At 65.4% G+C, this 23,732-nt stretch carries 22 protein-coding genes and 1 riboswitch; of the genes, 11 read left to right on the plus strand and 11 right to left on the minus strand.

Annotation, left to right across the window (positions count from 1 at the left end; translation table 11 throughout):
- Positions 1-86: 86 nt before the first annotated feature.
- On the plus strand, positions 87-1,007 hold the full coding sequence (locus AC6LJY_RS00375) for a complex I NDUFA9 subunit family protein (protein WP_498135054.1): 921 nt from the start codon (positions 87-89) through the stop codon (positions 1,005-1,007).
- On the opposite strand, the gene ruvA is transcribed toward AC6LJY_RS00375, so the two are convergent.
- From ruvA to AC6LJY_RS00405, 6 genes are all read right to left on the minus strand, one after another.
- The gene (gene ruvA / locus AC6LJY_RS00380) at positions 1,004-1,576 is read right to left on the minus strand and encodes a Holliday junction branch migration protein RuvA (protein ID WP_046803488.1); all 573 of its coding nucleotides are present in this window, start codon (positions 1,574-1,576) and stop codon (positions 1,004-1,006) included. The two genes, AC6LJY_RS00375 and ruvA, sit on opposite strands and share 4 nt — an antisense overlap.
- 88 nt (positions 1,577-1,664) lie before the next feature.
- On the minus strand, positions 1,665-2,213 hold the full coding sequence (gene ruvC / locus AC6LJY_RS00385; protein WP_046803487.1) for a crossover junction endodeoxyribonuclease RuvC: 549 nt from the start codon (positions 2,211-2,213) through the stop codon (positions 1,665-1,667).
- Positions 2,213-3,802, minus strand: a complete 1,590-nt coding sequence (purH, locus tag AC6LJY_RS00390) for a bifunctional phosphoribosylaminoimidazolecarboxamide formyltransferase/IMP cyclohydrolase (protein ID WP_498135055.1) — start codon at positions 3,800-3,802, stop codon at positions 2,213-2,215. Before purH ends, ruvC begins: the two co-directional genes overlap by 1 nt.
- 104 nt (positions 3,803-3,906) lie before the next feature.
- Positions 3,907-4,146: a helix-turn-helix domain-containing protein gene (locus AC6LJY_RS00395; protein ID WP_006217670.1), complete on the minus strand. Its 240-nt coding sequence runs from the start codon at positions 4,144-4,146 to the stop codon at positions 3,907-3,909.
- A gap of 36 nt (positions 4,147-4,182) precedes the next feature.
- Entirely contained in the window at positions 4,183-5,208 is a 1,026-nt protein-coding gene (gene dusB, locus AC6LJY_RS00400; RefSeq protein ID WP_046803485.1) for a tRNA dihydrouridine synthase DusB, read from the minus strand.
- Between the two features lie 72 nt (positions 5,209-5,280).
- Positions 5,281-6,549: a UbiH/UbiF/VisC/COQ6 family ubiquinone biosynthesis hydroxylase gene (locus AC6LJY_RS00405; protein WP_498135056.1), complete on the minus strand. Its 1,269-nt coding sequence runs from the start codon at positions 6,547-6,549 to the stop codon at positions 5,281-5,283.
- Positions 6,550-6,627: 78 nt separating this feature from the next.
- Here AC6LJY_RS00405 and AC6LJY_RS00410 point away from each other — a divergent pair, with 78 nt between their 5' ends.
- On the plus strand, positions 6,628-7,116 hold the full coding sequence (locus AC6LJY_RS00410; RefSeq protein WP_314357695.1) for a TM2 domain-containing protein: 489 nt from the start codon (positions 6,628-6,630) through the stop codon (positions 7,114-7,116).
- A 73-nt stretch (positions 7,117-7,189) separates the two neighbouring features.
- Here AC6LJY_RS00410 and AC6LJY_RS00415 read toward each other — a convergent pair whose 3' ends face one another.
- Positions 7,190-8,536 (minus strand): aminopeptidase P N-terminal domain-containing protein, encoded by a 1,347-nt coding sequence (locus tag AC6LJY_RS00415; RefSeq protein ID WP_046803483.1) that lies wholly within the window; start codon positions 8,534-8,536, stop codon positions 7,190-7,192.
- Between the two features lie 136 nt (positions 8,537-8,672).
- Positions 8,673-8,837, plus strand: a riboswitch (yybP-ykoY riboswitch).
- Positions 8,838-8,916: 79 nt separating this feature from the next.
- Between AC6LJY_RS00415 and AC6LJY_RS00420 the strand changes: the two genes are divergently transcribed.
- The 5 genes from AC6LJY_RS00420 to AC6LJY_RS00440 all read left to right on the plus strand — a co-directional run bounded on the left by AC6LJY_RS00420 (position 8,917) and on the right by AC6LJY_RS00440 (position 16,098).
- Positions 8,917-9,924, plus strand: coding sequence for a sodium:calcium antiporter (locus AC6LJY_RS00420; RefSeq protein ID WP_120154017.1), 1,008 nt, complete (start codon positions 8,917-8,919; stop codon positions 9,922-9,924).
- A 462-nt stretch (positions 9,925-10,386) separates the two neighbouring features.
- Positions 10,387-10,725, plus strand: a complete 339-nt coding sequence (locus AC6LJY_RS00425) for a hypothetical protein (protein WP_039882806.1) — start codon at positions 10,387-10,389, stop codon at positions 10,723-10,725.
- 423 nt (positions 10,726-11,148) lie between these two features.
- Positions 11,149-13,953: a magnesium-translocating P-type ATPase gene (gene mgtA / locus AC6LJY_RS00430; RefSeq protein ID WP_498135057.1), complete on the plus strand. Its 2,805-nt coding sequence runs from the start codon at positions 11,149-11,151 to the stop codon at positions 13,951-13,953.
- A gap of 61 nt (positions 13,954-14,014) precedes the next feature.
- The gene (locus tag AC6LJY_RS00435) at positions 14,015-15,127 is read left to right on the plus strand and encodes a porin (RefSeq protein WP_498135058.1); all 1,113 of its coding nucleotides are present in this window, start codon (positions 14,015-14,017) and stop codon (positions 15,125-15,127) included.
- A gap of 98 nt (positions 15,128-15,225) precedes the next feature.
- The gene (locus tag AC6LJY_RS00440) at positions 15,226-16,098 is read left to right on the plus strand and encodes a cytochrome c oxidase assembly protein (RefSeq protein WP_104143544.1); all 873 of its coding nucleotides are present in this window, start codon (positions 15,226-15,228) and stop codon (positions 16,096-16,098) included.
- A 23-nt stretch (positions 16,099-16,121) separates the two neighbouring features.
- On the opposite strand, the gene galU is transcribed toward AC6LJY_RS00440, so the two are convergent.
- Positions 16,122-16,973: a UTP--glucose-1-phosphate uridylyltransferase GalU gene (galU, locus tag AC6LJY_RS00445; protein ID WP_046803479.1), complete on the minus strand. Its 852-nt coding sequence runs from the start codon at positions 16,971-16,973 to the stop codon at positions 16,122-16,124.
- Positions 16,974-17,030: 57 nt separating this feature from the next.
- Here galU and AC6LJY_RS00450 point away from each other — a divergent pair, with 57 nt between their 5' ends.
- A complete protein-coding gene (locus AC6LJY_RS00450) occupies positions 17,031-18,554 on the plus strand; it encodes a M48 family metalloprotease (RefSeq protein WP_046803478.1) in 1,524 nt (507 codons plus the stop codon).
- Between the two features lie 85 nt (positions 18,555-18,639).
- Here the strand turns inward: AC6LJY_RS00450 and AC6LJY_RS00455 are convergent, their stop codons facing one another.
- Genes AC6LJY_RS00455 through AC6LJY_RS00465 form a run of 3 tightly spaced genes read right to left on the minus strand, consistent with a single transcriptional unit; the run spans position 18,640 to position 20,439 of the window.
- Positions 18,640-19,740, minus strand: coding sequence for a YheT family hydrolase (locus tag AC6LJY_RS00455; RefSeq protein ID WP_046803477.1), 1,101 nt, complete (start codon positions 19,738-19,740; stop codon positions 18,640-18,642).
- Positions 19,741-19,757: 17 nt separating this feature from the next.
- Entirely contained in the window at positions 19,758-20,180 is a 423-nt protein-coding gene (locus tag AC6LJY_RS00460; RefSeq protein WP_006217685.1) for a YybH family protein, read from the minus strand.
- 43 nt (positions 20,181-20,223) lie between these two features.
- Positions 20,224-20,439: a zinc-finger domain-containing protein gene (locus tag AC6LJY_RS00465; protein ID WP_006217686.1), complete on the minus strand. Its 216-nt coding sequence runs from the start codon at positions 20,437-20,439 to the stop codon at positions 20,224-20,226.
- Positions 20,440-20,737: 298 nt separating this feature from the next.
- On the opposite strand from AC6LJY_RS00465, the gene AC6LJY_RS00470 reads away from it, so the two are divergent.
- The 3 genes from AC6LJY_RS00470 (at position 20,738) to AC6LJY_RS00480 (ending at position 23,692) form a co-directional block, all read left to right on the plus strand.
- Positions 20,738-21,487, plus strand: coding sequence for an AzlC family ABC transporter permease (locus tag AC6LJY_RS00470; RefSeq protein ID WP_046803476.1), 750 nt, complete (start codon positions 20,738-20,740; stop codon positions 21,485-21,487).
- On the plus strand, positions 21,484-21,819 hold the full coding sequence (locus AC6LJY_RS00475) for an AzlD domain-containing protein (RefSeq protein ID WP_046803475.1): 336 nt from the start codon (positions 21,484-21,486) through the stop codon (positions 21,817-21,819). Before AC6LJY_RS00470 ends, AC6LJY_RS00475 begins: the two co-directional genes overlap by 4 nt.
- Positions 21,820-22,201: 382 nt before the next feature.
- Positions 22,202-23,692, plus strand: coding sequence for a DEAD/DEAH box helicase (locus tag AC6LJY_RS00480; protein ID WP_104143545.1), 1,491 nt, complete (start codon positions 22,202-22,204; stop codon positions 23,690-23,692).
- Positions 23,693-23,732 lie beyond the last annotated feature (40 nt).

The raw sequence follows: 23,732 nt of genomic DNA on the forward strand, positions 1-23,732 counted from the left end.
TCCCCGGGCCGTCGATGCGTGCTTGCGGTTGTTGCCCGTGCAGGGCAGAATCGGGTCTCGATCCTGACTCGAACAGGGGCTGCGGCATGCGTATCCTTGTCATCGGCGGCACCGGTTTCATCGGCCGTCACCTGATTGCCCGACTTTCCGCCGACCTGCACCAGATCATCGTGCCCACCCGCCTGTTGGCGCGCGGCAGCGAACTGCAAGTCCTTCCGACCACCACGCTGATCCAGACCGACATCCATGACGATGCCGTGCTGGACCGCCTGGTGCGGGGTTGCGACGCGGTGGTCAATCTTGTCGGCATCTTGCACGGCAACGTCGGCCGGCCTTATGGTTCGGCGTTCGCGCGGGCGCACGTGCATCTGCCGCAACGCATTGCGCGGGCGTGCCAACGTCACGGGGTTCGGCGCCTGCTGCACATGAGCGCGCTGGGGGCGGATTCCCAGGGCGACAGCATGTACCAGCGCTCCAAGGGCGACGGCGAGGCCGCCGTCAAAAGCGAATTCCCATCCGCCAACGATACGGGATGGACGATCTTCCGGCCCTCGGTCATCTTCGGCCCGGACGACAACTTCACGAATATGTTTGCGTCGCTGGCGCGCTGGCTGGCGGTCTTGCCGCTGGCGGGCGCCAACGCGCGCATGCAGCCGGTGTATGTGGGCGACGTGGTGGTGGCCATGGCGAACGCGCTGGGCGATTCCCAGACCTGTGGCAAGACCTATGAACTGGGCGGCCCGCAGGTTTATACGCTGGGTGAAATTGCGCGGCTGTGCGCGGCCTGGAGCGGCCATCCGCGCCCGGTGGTGCCGGTGCCGATGGGCGTGGGGCGCATCCAGGCGCGCCTGTTCGAGTGCATGCCCGGCGAACCCTTGATGTCGCGCGACAACCTGGATTCCCTGCGCCGCGATAACGTCTGCGTGGGTCCGATGGCGCCTGAATTGCGCGTGGTGCCGACCGGCCTGGAAGCCGTGGCGCCACGCTACCTACAGCGGGCGCCTTAGCGCGCCAACGCCTTCAATGCCTGCTTGATGCCGTCGGACACGCCCACGCCTTCGGGCAGGGTCTTGAGCGCCGACAGCGATTCCTTCTCTGAATAACCCAGCGCCAGCAGGGCGTTCAAAATGTCCGACTGGTTGTCCGGCGTGGCGTGCGACGACGCCCCGATATCCGCCCCCAGCTTGCCGCGCATTTCCAACAACAGGCGTTCCGCCGTTTTCTTGCCGATGCCGGGCACTCGCGTCAGGCGGCCCGATTCCTGCAAGGTAATGGCCTGCGCCAGGTCGGCCACCGACATCCCCGACAACACCGACAGCGCCGTGCGCGCACCAATGCCGCTGACCTTGATCAGCTGGCGAAACGCGCTGCGTTCGCCGGCGGTGCCGAAGCCATACAGGATGTGCGCGTCTTCACGCACGGTCAGGTGTGTATAAAGCGTGACGCGCGCGCCGGTCTCCGGCAGCGAATACAGCGTGCTCATGGACACGTCGATGTCATACCCCACGCCGCCCACGTCCACACAGATGGTGGGAGGCAGCTTTTCAATCAGGGTTCCGGTAATGCGTCCGATCATGGTGATGATGGCCTGGTAGCAATGGCGCGCGCGGAATGCGCGGCGAATGCGGGCATTCTATACGCCCGGGCAGGCGGTGCGCTGCGGCTCAGCCGATCAGGCGGCCATTGCGCAGGCGCGTCTTGCCGCCCATGCGCAGCGCCGTGCCCAATCGTTCCAGCTTGTCCTGCAAGGGGCCGACGTGGGCATGGCAGATGGCGCAGGCCAGCGCGTCGGCGGAGTCGGGCGCGGGCACGCCGTCCAGCGACAGCAGGTGCTGCACCATCATCTGCACCTGCTCCTTGGCGGCGCGGCCGGTGCCGACCACGGCTTTCTTGATCTGCAAGGCCGTGTATTCATGCACCGCCAGCGAACTGTCGGCCAGCGCGCACAACGCGGCGCCACGGGCCTGGCCCAGCAGCAGGGTAGACGCGGGGTTGGTGTTCAGGAAAACGATTTCAAGCGCCGCGACATCGGGTTGCGTGTCGCGCGCGACCTCGCGCAGATTGTCCAGGATGACTTTCAGGCGCTCGGCCAGCGTCAGCGCCGGCGGGACCACGATGGTCCCGCTGGCGACATAGCGCAGCCGCGAGCCCTCGGCATCGATCACACCGAAGCCGGTGCGGCGCAAGCCGGGATCGATGCCCAGGACGCGCATCAGTGGCGGAAGTGGCGGGTGCCGGTCAGCACCATGGCGATGCCGTGCTCGTCGGCCGCGGCGATGACTTCATCGTCACGCATGCTGCCGCCCGGCTGGATGACGCAGGTTGCGCCCGCCGCCACCACGACGTCCAGGCCGTCGCGGAACGGGAAGAACGCGTCCGACGCCACGGCCGAGCCTTGCAGCGTCAGGCCGGCGTTTTCCGCCTTGATCGACGCAATGCGGGCCGAGTCGATGCGGCTCATCTGGCCGGCGCCCACGCCCAGCGTCATGCCCCCGCCCACGAACACGATGGCGTTGGACTTGACGTACTTGGCGACCTTCCAGGCGAAAGCCAGGTCGTTCATTTCCTGTTCGGTGGGCTGGCGCTTGCTGACCACCTTGAGCGCATCGCGCGGCACGTTGTAGGCGTCCGGGGTCTGCACCAGCCAGCCGCCGCCCACGCGCTTGATGTCGAAGGCGTTCTGGCCCACGCCCATCGGCACTTCCAGCACGCGCACGTTCTTCTTGGCGGCCAGGATGGCCAGCGCGGCGCCGTCGTAGGCGGGTGCCAGCAGCACTTCCATGAACTGGCCGCTGACGGCTTCGGCCGTGGCCGCGTCCACCGGACGGTTAAAGGCGATGATGCCGCCGAAGGCCGACGTCGGGTCGGTCTTGAAGGCTTGCTGGTAGGCGCCCAGCGTGTCGGCCGCCACGGCCACGCCGCACGGGTTGGCGTGCTTGACGATGACGCAGGCGGGCACATCGAAGCTGCGCGCGCATTCCCATGCCGCGTCGGCATCGGCGATGTTGTTGTAGGACAGTTCCTTGCCCTGCAATTGGCGGTAGTTGCCCAGCAGCCCGGCCGGACGCTGCGCGTCGACGTAGAACGCGGCGGTTTGGTGGGGGTTTTCGCCGTAGCGCAGCGCCTGTTCCTGCTTGACCTGCAAGGTCAGCGTGCCGGGCCATTCGTTACGGGCGGGCACCGATTCCTGGGCCGGTTCGGCTTCGGTCAGGCTGGTCAGGTAGGCGGCGATGGCGCCGTCGTAGGCTGCCGTGTGGGCGTAGACCTTCGAGGCCAGCGCCAGGCGCAGGCCGTAGGACGTGCTGCCGCTCTTGTCCATTTCGGCCAGTACGCGGGAATAGTCGATCGGGTCGATCACGACCGTCACGCCGCCCGCTTCGGTGCCGTGGTTCTTGGCCGCCGCGCGCAGCATCGCCGGGCCGCCGATGTCGATGTTCTCGACGGCGTCCGCGAACGTGCAATCGGGCTTGGCCACGGTTTCACGGAACGGATACAGGTTCACCACCAGCATGTCGATGCGGTCGATGCCCGCCGCCTTGATGGTGTCCATGTGCTCGGCGCTGTCGCGACGGGCCAGCAGGCCGCCGTGAATCTTGGGGTGCAGCGTCTTGACGCGGCCATCCAGGATTTCCGGCGAACCCGTGTGGGCGGCCACTTCGGTGACGGTCAGGCCGGAGTCGGCCAGCAGCTTGGCGGTGCCGCCGGTCGACAGCAGGCGCACGCCACGCGCGGCCAGGGCGCGGGCAAATTCAACGATGCCGGTCTTGTCGGACACCGAAAGCAGGGCGGTTTCGATTTTCATGGTGGGGGACGGGAGTCGGGCGGTGGGCCTTTCTCGTTCAGGTCGGGATGGGAATCTGCGAAGGAAAGGACGGTGCCCGCCGGGGGCCGTCCTTCTTGAAAAAGCTATACCTGGATATTGTGCGCCAGCAACTTCTTGCGCAGGGTGTTGCGGGTGATGCCCAGCATTTCGGATGCGCGCGACTGGTTGCCGCCCGACCGCTCCAGCGCCACTTCAAGCACCGGGCGTTCCACGCAGCGCATCACCATGTCCCACATATCGTGGGGCTCGGATTCACCCAAGTCTTCGAAATAGCGCTCCAGGCTGGCGCGCACGCATTCTTCCAGGACATCTTTCTTGCTCATTTGAGTACAGATATTTTTATGTTGGTGTTGAGGCGGTTATGCCGCCAGCAGGGCTTCTGCGACCGGCGCCGGATGGGGCTCTCCGTCGCGCGAGAGGGTATCGAACCAATCCGACACCGCCCGCCACTGGTCGCGGGTATTGTCGATCAGGTTCATGTGGGCGCAGAACGAATCCGCCCCCGGCAGGCCGTCCAGATACCAGCCAATATGCTTGCGCGCCGTGCGTACGCCGGTGTGCTCGCCATAAAACCGGTAATGGTCGTCGAGATGTTCAAGCAACAGCTCGCGCATTTCCCCATAGGAGGGAGGGGCCAGTGACTCGCCCGTGCGCAAATAGTGATCGATTTCGCGGAAGATCCAGGGACGGCCTTGTGCCGCCCGGCCAATCATGACCGCGTCGGCGCCAGTGTAATCCAGGACGTGCTTGGCTTTTTCAGGCGAGTCGATATCCCCGTTTGCGATCACGGGGATGGTCAGCTCGGCCTTGACGGCGCGGATAGTGTCATATTCCGCCTCGCCCGTATAGAGGTCGGCGCGGGTGCGGCCGTGCAGCGTCAGCGCCGCGATGCCGGCATTTTCGGCCAGCTTGGCCACCCGCAGCGCGTTGCGGCTGTCGCGGTCCCAGCCGGTGCGGGTCTTCAGCGTGACCGGCACGCCCAGCGGCGCGCAGGCCGAGACCACGGCGTCCAGGATGCGGACGATCAGGTCTTCGTGGCGCAGCAGCGCGGACCCGGACGCCACGTTGCACACCTTCTTGACCGGGCAGCCCATGTTGATGTCGATGATGCGCGCGCCCTTGCCGGCGTTGAAGACGGCGGCCTCGGCCATCATGGCGGGGTCGGCGCCCGCGATCTGGACCGAAATAGGGGCGATCTCGCCATCATGATTCAGCCGCCGGGACGTCTTGACGCTATCCCATAGCTTGGGGTTGCTGGCGGCCATCTCGGACACGGCGTAGCCCGCCCCCAACTTCTTGCAAAGTTGTCGGAACGGACGGTCCGTCACGCCCGCCATGGGCGCGACAAGAACGTTGTTGGGAAGGGTCCATTGGCCTATGCGCATGGTCACATTTTAACCGGCTCGAATCGGACCCCTGTTTTCAGAGGCCGACAGCTTGGTAACAAGCGGCGCGGTTCAGGCGCGAAAGCCCTGCAACAGGTGCTGGGCCAGCGGGGCGCGCAGGGGCGAAGCCAGGTCCATGCCCAGCAAGGCCAGTCCACAGGCGTGCTCGACGGGCGCCAGCCCCGTGGCGAACACGCGCGGCATCAAATCGGTCAGGCCCGCGGTGATGAAACGGTCGACCTGCCGCGCCTGTGCGAATTCCGTCAGGCGCGCGGTGGGGCTGGATTCTGGCTGCGCCAGCCAGCCGGCCAGCGTCTGCGCCAGGCGGGCGGCGTCGCGCAGGCCCAGGTTCAGGCCCTGGCCGGCCACGGGGTGCAGCGTCTGCGCGGCGTTGCCGATGGCCACCACGCGCCCTTGCACCTGGGCGCGCCGGGCGGCCAGCGCCAGCGGGAAGACGTGGCGCGGGGACTGGCTCGACAGCCGGCCCAGGCGGTCGCCAAAGGCTTGCGTCAGCGCTGCCGAGAACGCGGCGTTGTCCATCGCGGCCAGTTCGTTGGCGCGTTCGGGGGCGCTGCACCAGACCACCGAGTACGCATCGGGCGTTTGCGGATGGGGCAACAGGGCCAGCGGCCCTTCAGCGGTAAAGCGTTCCCAGGCCCAACCCCGGCGCGGCAGCGTGGCGTGGGCCGTGGTCAGCACGGCATGCTGGCCGTAATCGCGGCGCAGGTCCGTGGCGCCGGCACCGTCGGACTGCACGGCCACCTGGCACAGCAGGGTGTTGTCGCCCTGCGCGATGCGCACGCCGTCGGCGTCCTGGCGTTCGACCTGCGCGGCGGGGCCGGACAGCACGGTGACGCCGCAGGCGGCCACGCGTTCGTCCAGCTTGGCGTGCAAGCCGGCATAGGCCACCACGCTGCCCAGCTGCGGCACGTTGAAATCGGTGTTCTGAATGACCGTGCGACCCAGCCGGCCGCGCTGCGACACATGGATGTTGCGTATGTCGGCCGAGCGATCCGGCCACGCCAGCAACGACTCCAGCAACACGCGGCTGCCGTGGTTCATGGCAAGCACGCGCGGATCGGCGGCGGGAATGGTGGCGGCGGGGCTGGTAGCGGCGGGAATGGTAGCGGCGGGCGATCCCGCGGCGGGCGATCCTGCGGCGGGCGACCCCGCGGCGGGCGGACCCGCAGTGCTCGGCGCGGCGGGGGCTGCTGCCGGAACGCTGCCCGCCAGCAGGGCGATGCGCGACGGGTCCGGCGCGACGCGCGCCAGCATCAGGGCCAGTACGCGGCCCACGGGGCCGGCACCAAGAATCGCGATATCGAAGGCGGATGCAGTCATGCCGGGATTTTAACCGTCCACTACAATCCGGCACAGCCAGCGCGGCGGGCCGCGCGTAACCCTTCCCGGTTGATCGACATGACGCAGGTTCAGGCTTCTTCTTCGGTGTCCGCTGCATCGGTTAGCGCCACTGCATCCGCCACCGCCCGCCGCCCGCGCGGCAAGGTCGCCGTGGGGCTGCTGGCCTGCCTGTTCGGCTCGTTTGGCGCGCATTGGTGGTACCTGGGCCGCCGCTACGCCTGGGCGGTAACGTTGCTGGCCGTCGTCAGCCTGTTCTGCGCGTTTCGCTTCTACCCCGTCTGGTACGACAACCCGGCCTTCTTCCTGTTGTTCATCCCGATGATCGACGGCTTCATTGAAAGCGCCGTGTTCTCGCTGATGTCCGACGAAAAATTCGACCGGCGCTACAACCCTGACCTGGGGCGGCCCACGTCCACGGGCTGGGGCCCGGTGCTGGTGGCGCTGCTGGCCTGCCTGGTGGGTTCGGTGGTGTCGATGTTCGCCATCGCGATGGTGGTGGTCTACGTCTGGGTCGCCATGGGCTGGCTGGACGGGCTGGTGCTGTAGCGCGGGATGCTGTCCGCCGCAGCGCTCATCGCTGCCCACGGCCTGCTGCGCTTTGCGCCCCCGCCCGGCGGCCCTATTCGCGCATCAACGCTTCGATTTCGGATGCCTGCACCGGCACCCCGCGCGTGATCAATTCGCAGCCTTCATCGGTAACCAGCGCATCGTCCTCGGTGCGGATGCCGATGTTCCAGTAGCTTTCCGGCACATCGTCCGAGGGGCGCACGTAGATGCCCGGTTCGATCGTCAGCATCATGCCCCGTTCCAGCGTGCGCCACGGCCGGTCGCCGGAGGGCTGGGCGGGGCCGGGTTGCCGATAGTCGCCCACGTCGTGCACGTCCAGCCCCAGCCAATGGCCGGTGCGGTGCATGTAAAAGCGGCTGTAGTCGCCCGATTCCAGCACGCCGTCCAGGGACCCCTTCAGCAGCTTCAAGTCGATCATGCCCTGTGCCAGCACGCGCAACGCGGCGTCGTGGCCGTCGTTGAAGGTGCGCCCGGGCGCGGTGGCCGCTGCCGCGGCTTCTTGCGCGGCCACGGTCAGGTCGTACAGCGCGCGCTGCGGGCCGCTGTAGCGCCCGTTGACGGGAAAGGTCCGAGTGATGTCGCTGGCGTAGCTGTCGACTTCGCAGCCCGCGTCGATCAGCACCAAGTCGCCGTCGCGCAGCACGGCTTCACCTGCCGGGTAATGCAGCACGCAGGCGTTGGCGCCCGCCGCGACGATGCTGTTGTAGGCCACGGCCTGGGCGCCGTGGCGGCGAAATTCATAGAGCAGTTCCGCTTCCAGTTCGTATTCGTGCATGCCGGGGCGGGCCACGCGCATGGCGCGGGCGTGCGCGCCGGCCGATATTTTGGCGGCGCGCCGCATGCTGGCGATTTCAGAGGCGTCCTTGATCAGCCGCATTTCCGCCAGCAACGGTCGAATGTCTTGTTGCCGACTGGGCGGCGCATGCCCGGCCCGCCCCGCATCACGCGCGGCGGACAGCCAGCGATGCAGGCGGCCGTCGCGATGCTTGTCGCCGGCCAGGGGCGCATACAGCGTGGGGTGGTCCAGCATCAGCTTTGGTATCAGTTCGTCCAGCGCATCGATCGGGTGCGCGTCGTCAAAGCCGAAGTAATCGGCGGCCGCTTCGGGGCCGAACCGCTTGCCTTCCCATATTTCATGTTCGACATGGCGCGGCCGGCAAAACAACAGCGCGCGATCCGTGGCGCCCGCGATCAGTACCAGCCAGGCTGCCGGCTCGGTGAAACCGGTCAGGTAGAAAAAGTCGCTGTCGTGGCGGTAAGGGAACTCGGCGTCGCGGTTGCGGATCGCCTCGGGGGCGGTCGGCAAGATGGCGATGCCGCCGCCGTCGGCGCGCATCCGTTCCATCAGGCGTTGGCGGCGGGCGGCAAAGGGAGCGATGTCGGCGGGAGGCAGGCTCATGGCGGGCAGGGGCGCGAGCCCCGCGAAAGGTGAGGGATGCGGCTTACTTTACCCCGCTATCGCGCGCGCACAACAGCAGAAAGCCAACCGGCGCGGTCCAGGCGAATTTGACTGGACGGCGCGATTTGCGCTGCTACAATCGCGGCTCTGTCATTGGGGAGTAGCCATCCTTTGTCCCCAAAGGAGTTAGCGTCAACAGACTTGGTGGTTCAGTGCCGCGTAGCGGTTGCTAGAACTCCATGGCGCTAACGGTTTCCATGCAAGCGGCCCGCCCGCCGCATGGATCAGCCAGGCGAGACCTTTGGCCGCGTAGCGTTCACCCTAGCCGGGCGAGCCGTTGCGTCGCGCCAATTGGTTTCTGCTCGTCCGGCTGCGTTCATATGTTGCTCACCCTGTTCCTGTTTTTCCTGTCCGCGGCAGTGATTTATTTCGCCTGCGAATTCTTCGTCAATGGCGTTGAATGGGTCGGACACCGCTTCCATCTGGGCGCTACCGCCACCGGCACCGTGCTGGCGGCCTTCGGCACGGCCTTGCCCGAAAGCGCGGTCACTTTCATGGCCGTCGTGTTCGGCGACACCCCTGAACAGAAAGACATCGGCGTCGGCGCAGCCATGGGCGGCCCGCTGGTGCTGGCGACCCTGGCATACGCCGTGGTGGGCATCGCGCTGTGGCGCGCCCGCCGTGGGGGGCAGCCGGAAAAAGCCAACTGTATCAACGCGGACCAGCGCCGGCTGGCCCGCGACCAGGCCTGGTTCATGGGCATTTTCATTTTCAAGGTGGGGCTGGGCCTGCTGGCCTTTGCCTGGAAGCCCTGGCTGGGCATTCTGTTCCTGGCCACTTACGGCATGTACGTCAAACGCGAACTTAGCCATGACGAAGAACGGGCCGATTCCGAAGACCTCGAACCGCTTAAGCTGCGGCCCCGCGACACCGACCCGTCGATGTTCTGGGCGGCGATGCAAACGGTGCTGGCGCTGGTGGTGATTGCCGGTGCATCGCACGTGTTCGTCAACCAGATCGAGCTGCTGGGCGTCGCCATGGGCGCGTCCCCGCACGTGGCCGCCTTGTTGCTGGCGCCCGTGGCCACTGAGCTGCCCGAAATCATGAATGCGCTGATCTGGGTCCGGCAGGGCAAGGAACGGTTGGCGCTGGCGAATATTTCGGGCGCCATGATGATCCAGGCCACCATACCCAGCGCGCTCGGTATTTTCATGACGCCGTGGCTGCTGGATGCGCCCTTGCTGGCGGCGGGCCTGTTCACGATGCTGTCGATCGGCCTGTTGTGGCTGCGCTTTCGCCGCTCGGTCATGAGTGTGCCCGCGTTGTCGGCGGTGGGCGGTTTTTATGCCCTGTTCGCGGCCTATCTGGGCTGGCATTTCTACGCCTGACAGCAACTGGCCTGAACGGAAAACACGGCGCACGGCCTGCCAGGCCCGCGCCGCTTTTCTTTTTTGCATCAGTTGCGTCGTTGCACCGCAAAAACCTTGTCCATCAGTGGAAACCCGCGTAAAATCCGTCCGTTATCCATCCCAGGAGCAGTCTTCGTGAATACCGATTCCGGCGAAAGTAGTCGATCTTGCATCGACATCGCTGTCTGACAGGAAACACGCAGAGCTCCATCTGCCGCATCCTGTCATACAGGTTGCGGCGTATCCCAAGCCCAGGGTTCCACCCCAGGCAATAGCGCAAGCCTTCGGCTTGCCGGGAAATTCCCCAACGTAAACCGCCAGAACCGCCGCTAGTCGCAGCGTCAGCGTTCGTGCACGTCTTTTGTGCGCGTTTGCCATGCGCTGCGTCCGGCTGCACGCGTACTCGCGATCACGCTCCCCATTTTCGCAATGGAGGTCGTTATGCGTTTCTTCGACTTGTTCCTACGCCGCGCCGGCGTAGACCGTGCCACCGCCCTGGGCCGCCGTCGCGGCACGTCGCGTTTGACGGTCATTTGCCCGCGCGACGAACTGGGCGCCTTGCGCAAACAGATCTGCCTGGACTTCAGCGCCGCCGGCCTGGATGTCTCGCAAGTGCAGGTCGACCAAGGCCGCGACCCCAACCTGGCATCGGCTTGCATCACCGTCAATTGCCCGCCCGAACTGCGTGCTGAATTGATGTCGCAAGCGCGCCGCCTCAGCGCCAACCCCGCCGTGCGCCACGTGCATTTCGGCGCGCAAGCCGCCGCAATGGCTGCGTAACGCCCACTTGTCCCAGGAGAGATCATGCCTAGTGCCTTAGACCCCGACCCTCGATTGCGCCAAGTGCATGGCGCCGGCATGCCTGTCTGACCTGTCTTCTCGCTTGCGAGCCGACCGGCCGGACAGACTTCCGGTTCCGACGGACTCCGCAGCATTGAATCCCCGGCCTTACCGCGTCCACTGACGAACGCGTCCACGGCGCCGGTTTCGATTCCCAGCTAGCTCCCTTTCCGTTTTTTGCACTCCGGCGCGATTCACCGCGATCCGGACACCGGCAACATTGCCCCGGTGCCTGCGCACGCCCGCATGGGCGGACCCACGGCTTTCCATCATGGCCGTGGCCCGTTCCTGCCCGCGTGGCCGGCGCCTGGGCGGCAAAGCCGTGTCTCCGACAAAAAATCCAAGAAAAACCGGAGCACTCCGATGTTTACCTTTCTGAAATCCTTCTTTTCGTCGGCTGCCGGCCGCCGCCGCGCAGGCCGTCACTTCCGTCGCACCCCCATTCTTGAACAGGGCGCTCAAACCGCCGTTGCGTCGACGCCGTCGGAGGCATCGCGGCGCGCCAACCGCCGCATGCTGGAGCAATCCCGCATGGGGCTGGACGCCTTGTTCGCGCAGTTGGCCAGTGGCCGTGGCGGCTTGACGCAGGCCCAGGCCGACGCTGCCCGGGAACGCCACGGCGCCAACGAAGTCGACCACGAAAAGCCGCTGTCCTGGTATTCCCACCTGTGGCTGTCGTACCGCAACCCGTTCAATCTGCTGCTGACGGCGCTGGCCGGCCTGTCCTGGCTGACCGACGTGCGGATGGCCGAGGCCGACGACAAGTCGTGGACAGCCGTGGCCATCATCGGCTCGATGGTGGTGATTTCCACTGTGCTGCGCTTTGCCCAGGAACTGCGCTCGAACCGCGCGGCCGAAGCGCTGAAAGCCATGGTGCAGAACACCGCTACCGTGCTGCGCGCGGACGTGTTGACGCCGGATGCCGCCAACGGCCGGCGCGTCTTCGGCGCCCCACTGCACGACTCGGGCTCGTACCAGCTGGAAGTGCCGCTGGCTGAACTGGTGCCCGGCGACGTGGTGCTGCTTTCGGCCGGCGACATGATCCCCGCCGACTGCCGCATCCTGAACGCCAAGGACCTGTTCATCGCCCAGGCCGCCTTGACAGGCGAATCCCTGCCCGTTGAAAAGCACGCCGTCCAGCGCGAGGAAACCGACAACTCGCTAGAGCTGGAAAACATGGCTTTCATGGGCACCAACGTGGTCAGCGGATCAGGCAGCGCGCTGGTCATCGCCACCGGCGCCAATACCTACTTTGGTCAGCTGGCCGGCCGGGTCACGCAGGAAAGCCGTGCCCCGACGCAGTTTCAGCAAGGCATCAACCGTGTCAGCTGGGTGTTGATCCGCTTCATGCTGGTCATGGCTCCCATCGTCTTCGTCATCAATGGCGTCACCAAGGGCGATTGGCTGGAAGCCTTGCTGTTCGCGCTGGCAATCGCCGTGGGCCTGACGCCGGAAATGCTGCCGATGATCGTTACCGCCACACTGGCCAAGGGCGCGTTGCGCATGTCGCGCCGCAAGGTCGTCGTCAAGCGCCTGGACGCGATCCAGAACCTGGGCGCGATGAACGTGCTGTGCACCGACAAGACGGGCACGCTGACACAAGACCGCATCGTGCTGGAACGCCACACCGACGTGTACGGATCCAGCAGCGACGATGTGTTGGCCTATGCCTACCTGAACAGCTACTACCAGACCGGCCTGAAGAACCTGCTGGATGTGGCGGTGTTGCAGCATGCCGAGGTCAAGCGCAGCCTGAACCTGGCCACCAAGTACCGCAAGGTCGATGAGATTCCTTTTGATTTCTCGCGGCGGCGGATGTCCGTTGTCGTCAACGAAACGGAAAACGGCCGTGACCATCACGAGCTGATCTGCAAAGGCGCGCTGGAAGAAATGCTGACGGCGTGCACGGGCTTGCGCGTGGGCGATTCGGTATTTCCGCTGACCGACGCGCGGCGCGCGGATATCCGGCGCGTCACGGCCGAGCTGAACCGCGACGGGCTGCGCGTAATCGCGGTGGGCGTCAAGGAAATGCCGCCCACGCAACTGGCCTATGGCGTGGCCGACGAGTCCGACCTGGTGCTGGTGGGGTACATCGCCTTCCTGGATCCTCCCAAGGAATCGACCGGCCCGGCGCTGGCCGCGCTGAAGGCGTCCGGCATCGAGGTCAAGGTGTTGACCGGAGACGTGGAACTGGTCACGCAGAAAGTCTGCCGCGAGGTCGATTTCGAGGTGCGCGGCGTGTATCTGGGCGCGCAGATCGAAGCCATGGACGATGCGGAACTGGCGGTGGCGGTGCGCCAGGCCAACGTGTTTGCCCGCCTGACGCCCGCGCACAAGGAACGCATCGTGCGCAGCCTGCGTGCACAAGGCGATACGGTGGGGTTCATGGGCGACGGCATCAACGACGCCCCGGCCCTGCGCGCGGCCGACGTCGGTATTTCCGTGGATTCCGCGGTGGATATCTCGAAGGAAGCCGCCGACATCATCTTGCTGGAAAAGAGCCTGATGGTGCTGGAGGACGGCGTGATCGAAGGCCGCAAGACCTTCTGCAACATGCTCAAGTACCTGAAGATGACGGCCAGCTCGAACTTCGGCAATGTGTTCTCGGTGCTGGTCGCGAGCGCCTTCCTGCCGTTCCTGCCGATGCTGCCCATTCACCTGCTGCTGCAGAATTTGATGTACGACGTATCGCAAACGGCAATTCCCTTCGACAATGTCGACGAAGAGCTGCTGAAGAAGCCGCAGCAATGGGATGCGGACGGCCTGGGCCGCTTCATGGTGTTCTTCGGCCCGATCAGCTCGCTGTTCGATATCGCGTTGTTCGGCATCATGTGGTTTGTGTTCCATGCCAATGCGCCCGAGCATCAGACGCTGTTCCAGTCCGGCTGGTTCGTCGAGGGCTTGCTGTCGCAGACGCTGATCGTGCATATGATCCGGACGCGCCGCATTCCTTTCCTGCAAAGCCGGGCGTCCTGGCCGTTGATGGCGATGACGGCAATGGTGGTGGTGCTGGGCCTGATGCTGCCGTTCTCGCCGCTGGCCGAGTACTTCCAGCTGCAAGCGTTGCCATGGGGCTATTTCCCCTGGCTGGTGGGGGTGTTGCTGAGCTACTGCGTGCTGACGCAGTTGCTCAAGGGCATTTGGGTACGTCGTTACGGCTGGCAATAAGGCCGCAATAAGGTCACATCTGGCGGGGCGGGCAATGGCGCTCGCCCTGATAGGAGAAAGCATGAAAAAGGCATTCTGCGCGGTCGTCATGGCCGTGGGGCTGACCGTGCCGCCCGTGCTGGCTACGGCCGCCGCCGTCGAGGACTTTGGCCTGCACCTGTACGGGGTCGTCGATGCCGGGGTAGCGGTGACCAGCGTGTCCGGCCAAGGCAGCCACGCCGGCGTGCTGAACGGCGGGCTGACGGATTCACTTTGGGGGTTGTCGGGCACCGACGATCTGGGCGGCGGCTGGCGCAGCCGCTTCGGCCTTGAAAGCGGCTTCGACCCGTCCAGCGGCCAGCTGGAAGACGAGGGCCGCCTGTTCAACTACGCGGCCTGGGTCGGCTTGGGCAACGATACCTATGGCGAGGTGCGCCTGGGGCGCCAGCGCACCATCGGCCAGACGTTCGGCAACGCGCTGGATATTGCGTCCTGGAAGGACATGGGCATGGGCGCCACGTTCAAGGCTTCGGACAACTTCCAGTTCAGCAATATGGTGAACGTGACGTCGGCGGACTGGAACGGCTTCCAGCTAGGCGCGGGCTACTCGTTCGATGCCGGCGACCAGAATCGGTTTCGGTCCAACCAGAACACCCGCGCGGTCAGCGCCGGGCTGAAGTACGAAAGCGGACCACTGCTGGCCGTGGCCACGGGGGATCAATTGCAGCTGGCCAGTTCCGATTCGGCAGCAGGGGCCAAGCGGCCCCGCGCCGTGCAATTGGGCGCGGCTTACGACTTTGAAGTGCTGAAACTGTCACTGGCGTGGTCGCGGCAACAAAACGGCTATGTCGGCCTGGACGGCGGCGACCCCGACAACCTGGGCCAGGGCCTGGGTCCGGCCCCGTTTGTCCAGGGCGGCACCATCAATGCCTGGCTGGTGGGCGCCAGCGTGCCGTTCGGCCCGGGCACCGTGCTGGTGCAGTGGTCCCTGGCGCGACCCGACTGGCAGTGGGACAACGGCATGACGGCGCGCAAGGCCCAGGTGGCGACCCTGGGTTATACCTATGCCTTGTCACCGCGCACGACGCTATACGGCTTTGCCGGGTACGCGTCCAACTACACGCTGGACGACCAGTTCGACCCCGCCCATTCCCACACCACGCGCGTCGGAGCGGGCGTTTCGCATCACTTCTGATCCTGCCGGCCCACCGGACCACGGGCCGGCGCGGTCTACTACAATCAGCCCACAGGCCGGCGCGCGCCGCCGGCCCCGTCTTTCCCGATGTCTTTCGGATGGCCCGCATGGATAGTCTTGAATGGCTCATACCCTGGGAGTTCTCTCCCACGTTGGTCGCCTCCTTCGTGGTGGCGATCGTGCTGTTCGTGCGCGGGCAACGCGTTCACCATGTGACCGGCGCGCGTCGCTTTTTCTTTTGGCTGGGGCTGGTGCTGCTGTATCTGTCGATGCATACGCGCGTCGACTACTACGCCGAACGGATGTTCTTCATCCACCGCATCCAGCATCTGGTGCTACACCATTTGGGTCCGCTGCTGGTGATGGCGGCATTTCCGGGCCAGGTCATGCGCGCCGGGCTGCCGATGTCCTGGCGCATCCGGCTGCGTGACTTTCTGCGCACGCGCAGCGGGCGGGTCACCGTTGCCGTACTGACCAACAAGATTTTCGTGCCGACGCTGTTCGTCTTCCTGGTGCTGGTCTGGCTGATTCCGTCCGTGCAGTTCTATTCCATGCTGGACTGGCGCCTGTATCGCCTGATGAACTGGTCCGTGGTGATCAGCGGCTTCATGTACTGGAACCTGATCCTGGACCGCCGCCCCGCGCCGCCCGCGGCCATGACGCCGGGCGGACGCGTGATTTCTCCGGTACTGACCATGCTGCCGCAGATGGTGGCGGGCGCCGTCATCGCCTTCACTGAAAGCGATATCTATCCGTTGTTTGAGCTCTGTGGCCGCGCCATCGCCATGTCGGCGCAAACAGACCAGACCATCGGCGGCCTCACGATGTGGATTCCGGCTGCCTTGGTCGAGGTGATCGGCTTGATGGTGGCCTTGGGCACCTTGATGCGCTTGTCCGCCAAGGGGCGGCTGCGCAAGGTGGACCGCGATGCGCGCGCCCGGGCCAAGGCCCGTGCGGCGCTATCCGCCTGAACGTGGTTCAGGCCGGCCGGGGCTTATTCCGGCACCAGTCCGTGATACTTCTTGCCCAACGCCACGGTGGCCTGGAACATCCCCGCCTTGTTGCCGCAGTCGTAGCGCACGCCGTCAAAGCGGTGCGCGAACACGGCGCGCTCGCGCATCAGCGAGGCAATGCCGTCCGTCAGCTGGATTTCGTTGCCCGCGCCCATCTTGGTTGAACGCAGGTGGTCGAAAATGGCGGCTTCCAGCACGTAGCGGCCCACGACGGCCAGCGTCGACGGGGCGGCATCGGGCTCGGGCTTTTCCACAATATGCGTGACGCGTTCCGTGCGCGGATCCAGATTCGCTTCGCCGGCGCGGGTGGCCACGATGCCGTACTTGCGGGTATCGGCGCGGGGCACATCCTGCACGCCCAACACGCTGGCGTTCTGGGCCACGGCCACATCCACCAATTGCTTCATGGCCGGCGTGTCGGCGTCGATCAGGTCATCGGCCAGCAATACGGCAAAGGGTTCGTCGCCCACGGCGGGGGCGGCCGACAGCACGGCGTGGCCCAGGCCCAGCGGCGCGGATTGGCGGATGTAGAGGCAATTGACATGCGCGGGTAGAATGCCCCGCACCATGGCAAGCAGCTCGTGCTTGGCTTTGCTTTCCAGGTCGGATTCAAGTTCCGGGGCCGAGTCGAAGTGGTCTTCGATGGCGCGCTTGTTGCGGCCCGTCACGAAGATCAGATCGGTGATGCCGGCGGCGACCGCTTCTTCAACGGCGTATTGAATCAATGGCTTATCGACCACGGGCAGCATTTCCTTGGGCATCGCCTTGGTGGCGGGCAGGAAGCGGGTGCCCATGCCGGCGACAGGGAAAACGGCTTTACGGACGGGACGCATTGAGACCTCGTTGGGAGTATCGATGAAACATTTTAAGCTCATCGCTATCATAGGCTTATGAACCGCAGGAACATGCCATCCATTTGCGCTATTGCGAAACGAAGCGCGATTCTCGCCCTGAGCGCCGCGTTGATCGCCCCCTCCCTTCCCGTTGCCGCCTGGGCGCAACCGGTGGGTCTGCCAACCATGGGGGCCGCATCCGCCGCCGAGCTCTCGCCCATGCTGGAACGCAGCCTGGGCGAGGCCATCATGTCGCAAGGCCGGCGTGACCCGACTTATGTCGACGATCCCGAACTCAGCCAATACCTGACCACCATGGGCCGCAAGCTGGCGGCCTTTGCGCCGGGGGCCGTGCCCGACGTCGAAATGTTTGGCGTGCGCGACCCCGAAATCAACGCTTTTGCGATGCCGGGCGGATTTATCGGCGTCAACACCGGCCTGATCGTGTCCTCGGGCAGCGAATCGGAACTGGCCGCCGTGCTGGCGCACGAAATCGGCCACGTCGTGCAGCGCCACATCGCGCGCGGCATGACGCAGCAGAACCAGAACGGCATGGTGATGCTGGCCAGCCTGGCCGGCGCGTTGCTGGCCGCGCTGGCGGGCGGGGGCGGCAACCTGGCGATGGGCGTGGCGGCATTTGGCCAGGCCGCCGCCATCAACCGCCAGCTGGGCTTTTCGCGCGATGCGGAACGCGAGGCCGACCGGGCCGGTTTCCAGATGCTGACCAAGGCGGGGTACGACGCCGAGGGCATGTCCCAGATGTTCTCGCGGCTGATGAATGCGTCGCGCCTGAACGAAGGGGCCGGGGGCGGCTCATGGGCCAGCACCCACCCTTTGTCCATCGAACGGATGTCCGATGTCCAGAACCGGGTGCGGTCATTGCCGGCCTCGCGCCATATCGACAGCGACGATTTTTGGTACGTGCGCGCCAAGATGCGCGTGGTGCAGGGGCGCGACGCCGTCAGCCTGCGCTCGGCCGGGCAGCAATTGCAGGACGAGGCGCAAGCGCTGTCAGGGGTGCGGCAGTCGGCCGCCTATTACGGGCTGGCCCTGCAAGCGTTCCAGCGCAACAACCTGGCTGAGGCCGACCGGTACTGGAACCTGGCCACCGCAAATGGGCGCAATTCCGCGCAATTGGCCAAGCTTAGCGTCGACATTGCGCTGGCGCGCAAGGACACCGCCCGCGCCGTGGAGTTGGCGCAGGCCGCCGCCAAGCGCTGGCCGGACCAGCGGGCGCTGGGTATCGCCTATGCGCAGGCGTTGCAAAGCAACGGCCGCCATGCCGAGGCGCAGGATTATCTGCGCGCCAAGATCAAGCAATGGGGCAGCGACGAACCGAGCCTGTATCAGATGCTGGCGCAAAGCGAAGAGCGCAACGGCAAGCCCGTGCAGGCGCGCCGAGACCTGGCGCGGTTTTATGTCATGACCGGAGCGTTCGCCGCCGCCGAGTCGCAGCTACAGCAGGCGCGCGGCCTGTCGACCGACTTCTACGAGCAATCGCAGATCGACGTGCAGATCAAGGAAGTCAAAGACAAGCTGGCCGAAGAACGACAGCTGCTGGAACGCTTCAAATCGGGCTGATGGCGGGCGGCATGGCCGTAATGGCCGGAGTCATCCGGCCGCCGCTTGTGCCAGCGGCCAACTACTGCCGCGCTTACCGCTACAGCTACAGGCCCGTTTCGAAGAAGCGGCCCAGCCGCTGGGGCAGCCAGTTCAGGTGTGCGGGAAACGCGCCCGTCGGAAAGCCGGCATGGCCGCCGTCGCTGGGCTGGTGCAGCAAGATGGTTGGCGAGCAGTCTTCCGGCTTGGGCAGCGATGCTGCCGGAATGAAGGGGTCGTTGCGGGCGTTGAGCACCAGCGTGGGCACCGAGATCTTGGGCAGCCACGGCTTGCTGGACGCGCGCGTCCAGTAGTCCAGCGCATTGCGAAACCCGTGCATCGGCGCGGTGTAGGTGTCGTCGAATTCGCGCAGGTCGTGCGCATGCGCGATACGCATCACGTCGATCGCGCCAGGAAAACGGTGCGCCTTTTCCAATACCTTGTGCTTGAGCGTCTTCAGGAAATGCGCGGTGTAAACGCGCCGGTTGAAGATACCGGTGGACAGGGTCTTGCCGCAGGCGACCAGGTCCAGCGGCACGGAAACGCCTGCCGCGGCGGTCAGCCAGGTGGTGTCTTCCTGGTGTTCACCCAGGTATTTCAATAGCGCATTGCCGCCCAGCGACACGCCCACCGCATGCCAGCGCGCGTGCGGAATGCGGTCGCGCACGGTCTTGAGCAGGAAGCCGACTTCAGCGGAATCACCCGAGTAATACGCGCGCGCCAAGCGGTTGGGCACGCCCGAACAACCCCGAAAATGCGCGATGACGACGATCCAGCCGCGCGCGCGGAAATAATGGGCAACGGACTGGGCGTAGCGGCTGTTGCTGCCGCCTTCCAGGCCATGGAACAGGATCAGGGCGGGGGTGTCGGGCGTTTGCGGCAGCGACTGCCAGTCGGGGGCCGTCATCCATCGCGCCGCGGCGGTCTTGCCATTGGCAACCGGGCCCTGTCCGCTGACAGGCGCACCGTCGGCAGCCTTGTGCGGAAACAGGCCGGGTCCGGTCCAGTCGAAGTCTACGAAATCGGTGTCGGGCGTGTCCACTCGGTCGCGCACGAAGGCGATCCGGTGGTATTGCGCGAACAAGGACGCGTAGACCGTCTGGCTGTCGCCTCCGGGTAACCAGGAGGGGACGGGGCATGGAGACGAGTCAAGACGAGCAGCGGCCAACTAAAAATCCACCCGATTCAATGCAGCATGTCGGGTACGTCGTGCAAGTCGAGCACCCCGGCTTCCGTGGGCGCCGACGACGAATGGTGCATGACCATGCGCCATCCGGTTGGACCCTTGTGGTAGATGTTCGTGGCGTAGCAGTTTGCAAACTGCGTGCCTTCGCGCGTGCGCACCGCCACCTGTTCAACCAGCACGTGCACCGCGCACATCATGCTGAGCATGACCAGCGGGCGCAGCGGACGGACATGCAGCGGCCCGTTGGACAGCACCTGCTGCCAGGAGTCGTGCACCGCCGAGTGGCCGACAATGCGCAGGCCCCCGGGGTGGATGCAGACGACTTCTTCGTCGTCGGCCCACACCTGCATCAGGCGGACGCAGTCCCCCTGTTCCAGGGCTTCGTAGAACGCGTGTTCGGCTTCTTCGGGGGTGGCAAACATAGGGCTGCGGTAACCGTGGCGTTGAGCGTCGAAGGCGGCTGGCTTAGTGGTGGCCGTGCAGCACCGTGCCGGCCTTCAGGCGATATTGCGCGCCGCAGTAGGCGCAGCTTGCAGAGCCGGTACGGGCCACGTCAAGGAAGACGCGCGGGTGCATGCTCCACAGCGGCGCCTTCGGGCCGGGACAGAAAACGGGCAGGTCTTCAGCGCCGACTTCAATGACTTCGTGAGCGTTCGGGACGGCGGCCGGGGCAGCGGTCATGGATCTTCCTGAATAAAAAAACCGATAAACGGCGGGTTGGGCAATGTGCGGCCGGTATTGAACCCACCGCGCGAATCACAACTGACTTAGCCAGTGATGGTACTTCGGGACGCGGCCATTCACCATGGCCGATTTTGCGCCGCGCCAGGCCCGACCAGCCAAGAATTTTCAGGCGCGTATTGTATCAAGCGACGAGGTTACAATACCGGCCTATTCGCGCACCGGCGTGGTGCCATTCGGCCCACGCAATCCGTAAGAGTTCCCATGTCGTCCTGTCCGAACCGCCAGGGGCCAGCCGTTGTCCTCTGAATCCGCGCTTTCTGAATCCGAAGATCCCGGCGCGGTGCGCCAGCAACGCCTGAACGCCTTTCGCGCCGGCGTGCACGCTATCGTGCCTGCGTTGATCGCCACGGCAACCTGGGGCTTGGTGACGGGTGTGGCGATGGTCAAGTCGGGGCTGACCGAATCCATGGCGTTGGCCATGACGCTCTTGCTGTACGCGGGCTCGGCTCAGTTGACGTCGTTGCCGCTGATCGCCACGGGCGCACCGCTGTGGCTGATCTTCGCCGCCGGCTTTGTCGTGAACCTGCGCTTTCTGATTTTCGGCGCGGCCTTGCAGCCGTATTTCCGGCATCTGTCCTGGCCCAAGCGTTTGGGGCTGGGCTACTTCACCACCGATATGGGCTTCGTGCTGTTCATGCCGCGCTACGGCGATTCGGCCGAACGCGGCACGCGCGATCAACTCTGGTTCTTCCTGGGCACCATCGTGCCGGGGTGGCTGGTGTGGCAATCGTCTTCCATCGTCGGCATTTACCTAGGCACCATGGTGCCCACCGGCTGGTCGCTGGATTTTGCGGCGGTGCTGGCCCTGTTGGCGATTACCGTGCCGCTGGCCAATTCCAAGCCGATGCTGGTGTCCATGCTGGCCGCCGGCGTGGTGGCCTGGACCGGGCAGGTCCTGCCATTGCGGTTGGGCTTGGCCGCGGCCGTCATCGCGGGCGTCGTGGCCGGCATGTGGGCCGAACGATTCTTCAAGGCGCGTCCATGACCCTCTGGCCCTCCGAGATCTACGTCTATTCGGCGATCCTGTTGCTGGCCCTGTGCAGCGTCCTGACGCGCGCCGGCTTCATGCTTTTCGGCGATTACATTCCTTTGCCCGATGGCGTGCGCCGCGCGTTGCGCTATGCGCCCGCCGCCGCGCTGACCGCCATCGTCGTGCCGGACCTCTTGCCTTGGAAGGCGGGCTTGGGGCCGGTGTTCGATTACAAGCTGGTGGCCGGTCTGGTCGCCATCCTGGTTTTTCTCCGCACCCGTAGCGCGGTGCTGGTGATCGTGGTCGGCATGCTGGTCTTGTGGGGGCTGCGCTGGCTGGCCGGCTGATGTTCGGCTTTCCATCATGATTAGTCCACCTGGTGGACAGTCTAAACCGGCTGGAAGCGGGCGTGCCCGTTGTCTGGCGGTGTTGCCGTACCCGTCTGAAACCACTCTTTGATGTTGTGGTAGGGCGCCTGCGCTAAAATCCACGTTATCCACAGCAATCCGGGCCTGGTACTGCCCTCATAAGTATCGAATCCCGAATGCGCCCGCTGGCCTGCAAGGCAGGGTGCCGATTGCCCGCGAAGCCGAATCCGCTTCGCGGCGATTTGCGTGCCGTCGCGATGCGACCACGCGTATTCAGATTGCCCCGATGCATATGTAGTGCAGTGCATGTAGCACTCTCGTTTTGTTCTTTTTCACTGGTCCCGGTATCTGCCAAACCCTGATGACTGAATCCACTCAATCCGTAGCACCCCCCGCCGACGCGCCCGCGCCGACGTTTGCCGATTTTGGACTGCACCCGCTGCTGCTCCAGTCCATCGCCGAAACCGGCTACACCATTCCGACGCCCATTCAGGCGCAAGCCATCCCCGTCGTGGTGGAAGGGCGCGACGTCATGGGCGCCGCCCAAACCGGCACCGGCAAGACGGCCGCGTTCACCGTGCCCATCCTGCACCGCCTGATGCCGCTGGCCAACACCAGCGCCTCGCCCGCGCGCCACCCGGTGCGCGCGCTGATCCTCACGCCCACGCGCGAGCTGGCCGACCAGGTGTTCGAAAGCGTCAAGCGCTACAGCAAGCAAACGCCCCTGCGTTCCGCCGTGGTGTTCGGTGGCGTGGATATCGGTCCGCAAAAAGAAGCGCTGCGTCGCGGCTGCGAAATCCTGGTGGCCACGCCCGGCCGCCTGCTGGACCACGTCGAACAAAAGAACGTGAACCTGAGCCAGGTCGGCATCCTGGTGCTGGACGAAGCGGACCGCATGCTGGACATGGGTTTTCTGCCCGACCTGGAACGCATCATCCGCCTGCTGCCCGCGCAGCGTCAGGGCCTGCTGTTTTCGGCCACGTTCAGCAACGAAATCCGCAAACTGGGCCGTTCGTACCTGAACCAGCCGGTCGAGATCGAAGTCGCGGCGCGCAATGCCACGGCCACCACCATCACGCAGATCGCCTACAAGATGTCCAGCGACGCCAAGCGCGCCGCCGTCGTGCATCTGGTGAAGTCGCGCGGCCTGAAGCAGGTGATCGTGTTTTCGAACACCAAGATCGGCACGGCCCGGCTTGCCCGCGAACTTGAACGCGATGGCGTCAAGGCTGAATCGATTCACGGCGACAAGACCCAGGCCGACCGCATGAAGGCGTTGGAAGCCTTCAAGGCCGGCGACCTGGAAGTGCTGGTGGCCACCGACGTGGCCGCGCGCGGCCTGGACGTGGCCGGCGTGCCTTGCGTCATCAACTATGACCTGCCGTACAACGCCGAAGACTACGTGCACCGCATTGGCCGGACCGGCCGCGCGGGCGCATCGGGCGAAGCCATTGCGCTGTTCACGCCGGATGAAGAACGTTTCCTGCTCGACATCGAAAAGCTGATCAAGCGCGAAGTGCCGCGCGGCACGCTGGACTTGCCGGCCGACGCCGTGGCGCGCAGCCATCGCCGCAGCGAAGACCGCCCGTCGTCCTCGTCCTCGTCCTCGCGCGAGGGGCGTGAATCAAGCCGTGAAGGAAGCCGTGGCGACCGCGGTGGCCGTTCATCCGATCGCCGCTCGGGCTACACGTCGGGCGGCTCGCGCCAACCGGTGGATGATTTCTTCCTGAAGCCCTACGAGCCCTCGGCGTCGTCTTCGTCCGAGCAAGAACCCGCGCCCAAGAACGACAGCGGTTCGTCGTCGCCCAAGCGCCAGGTGGCAGTGTTGCTGGGCGGCTCGCGCAAGAACTGATTGCCGCCCCGCGCCGCATAAAAAAAAACCCGCAACGCCG

This window comes from Achromobacter sp. RT286_PF (assembly GCF_059760425.1).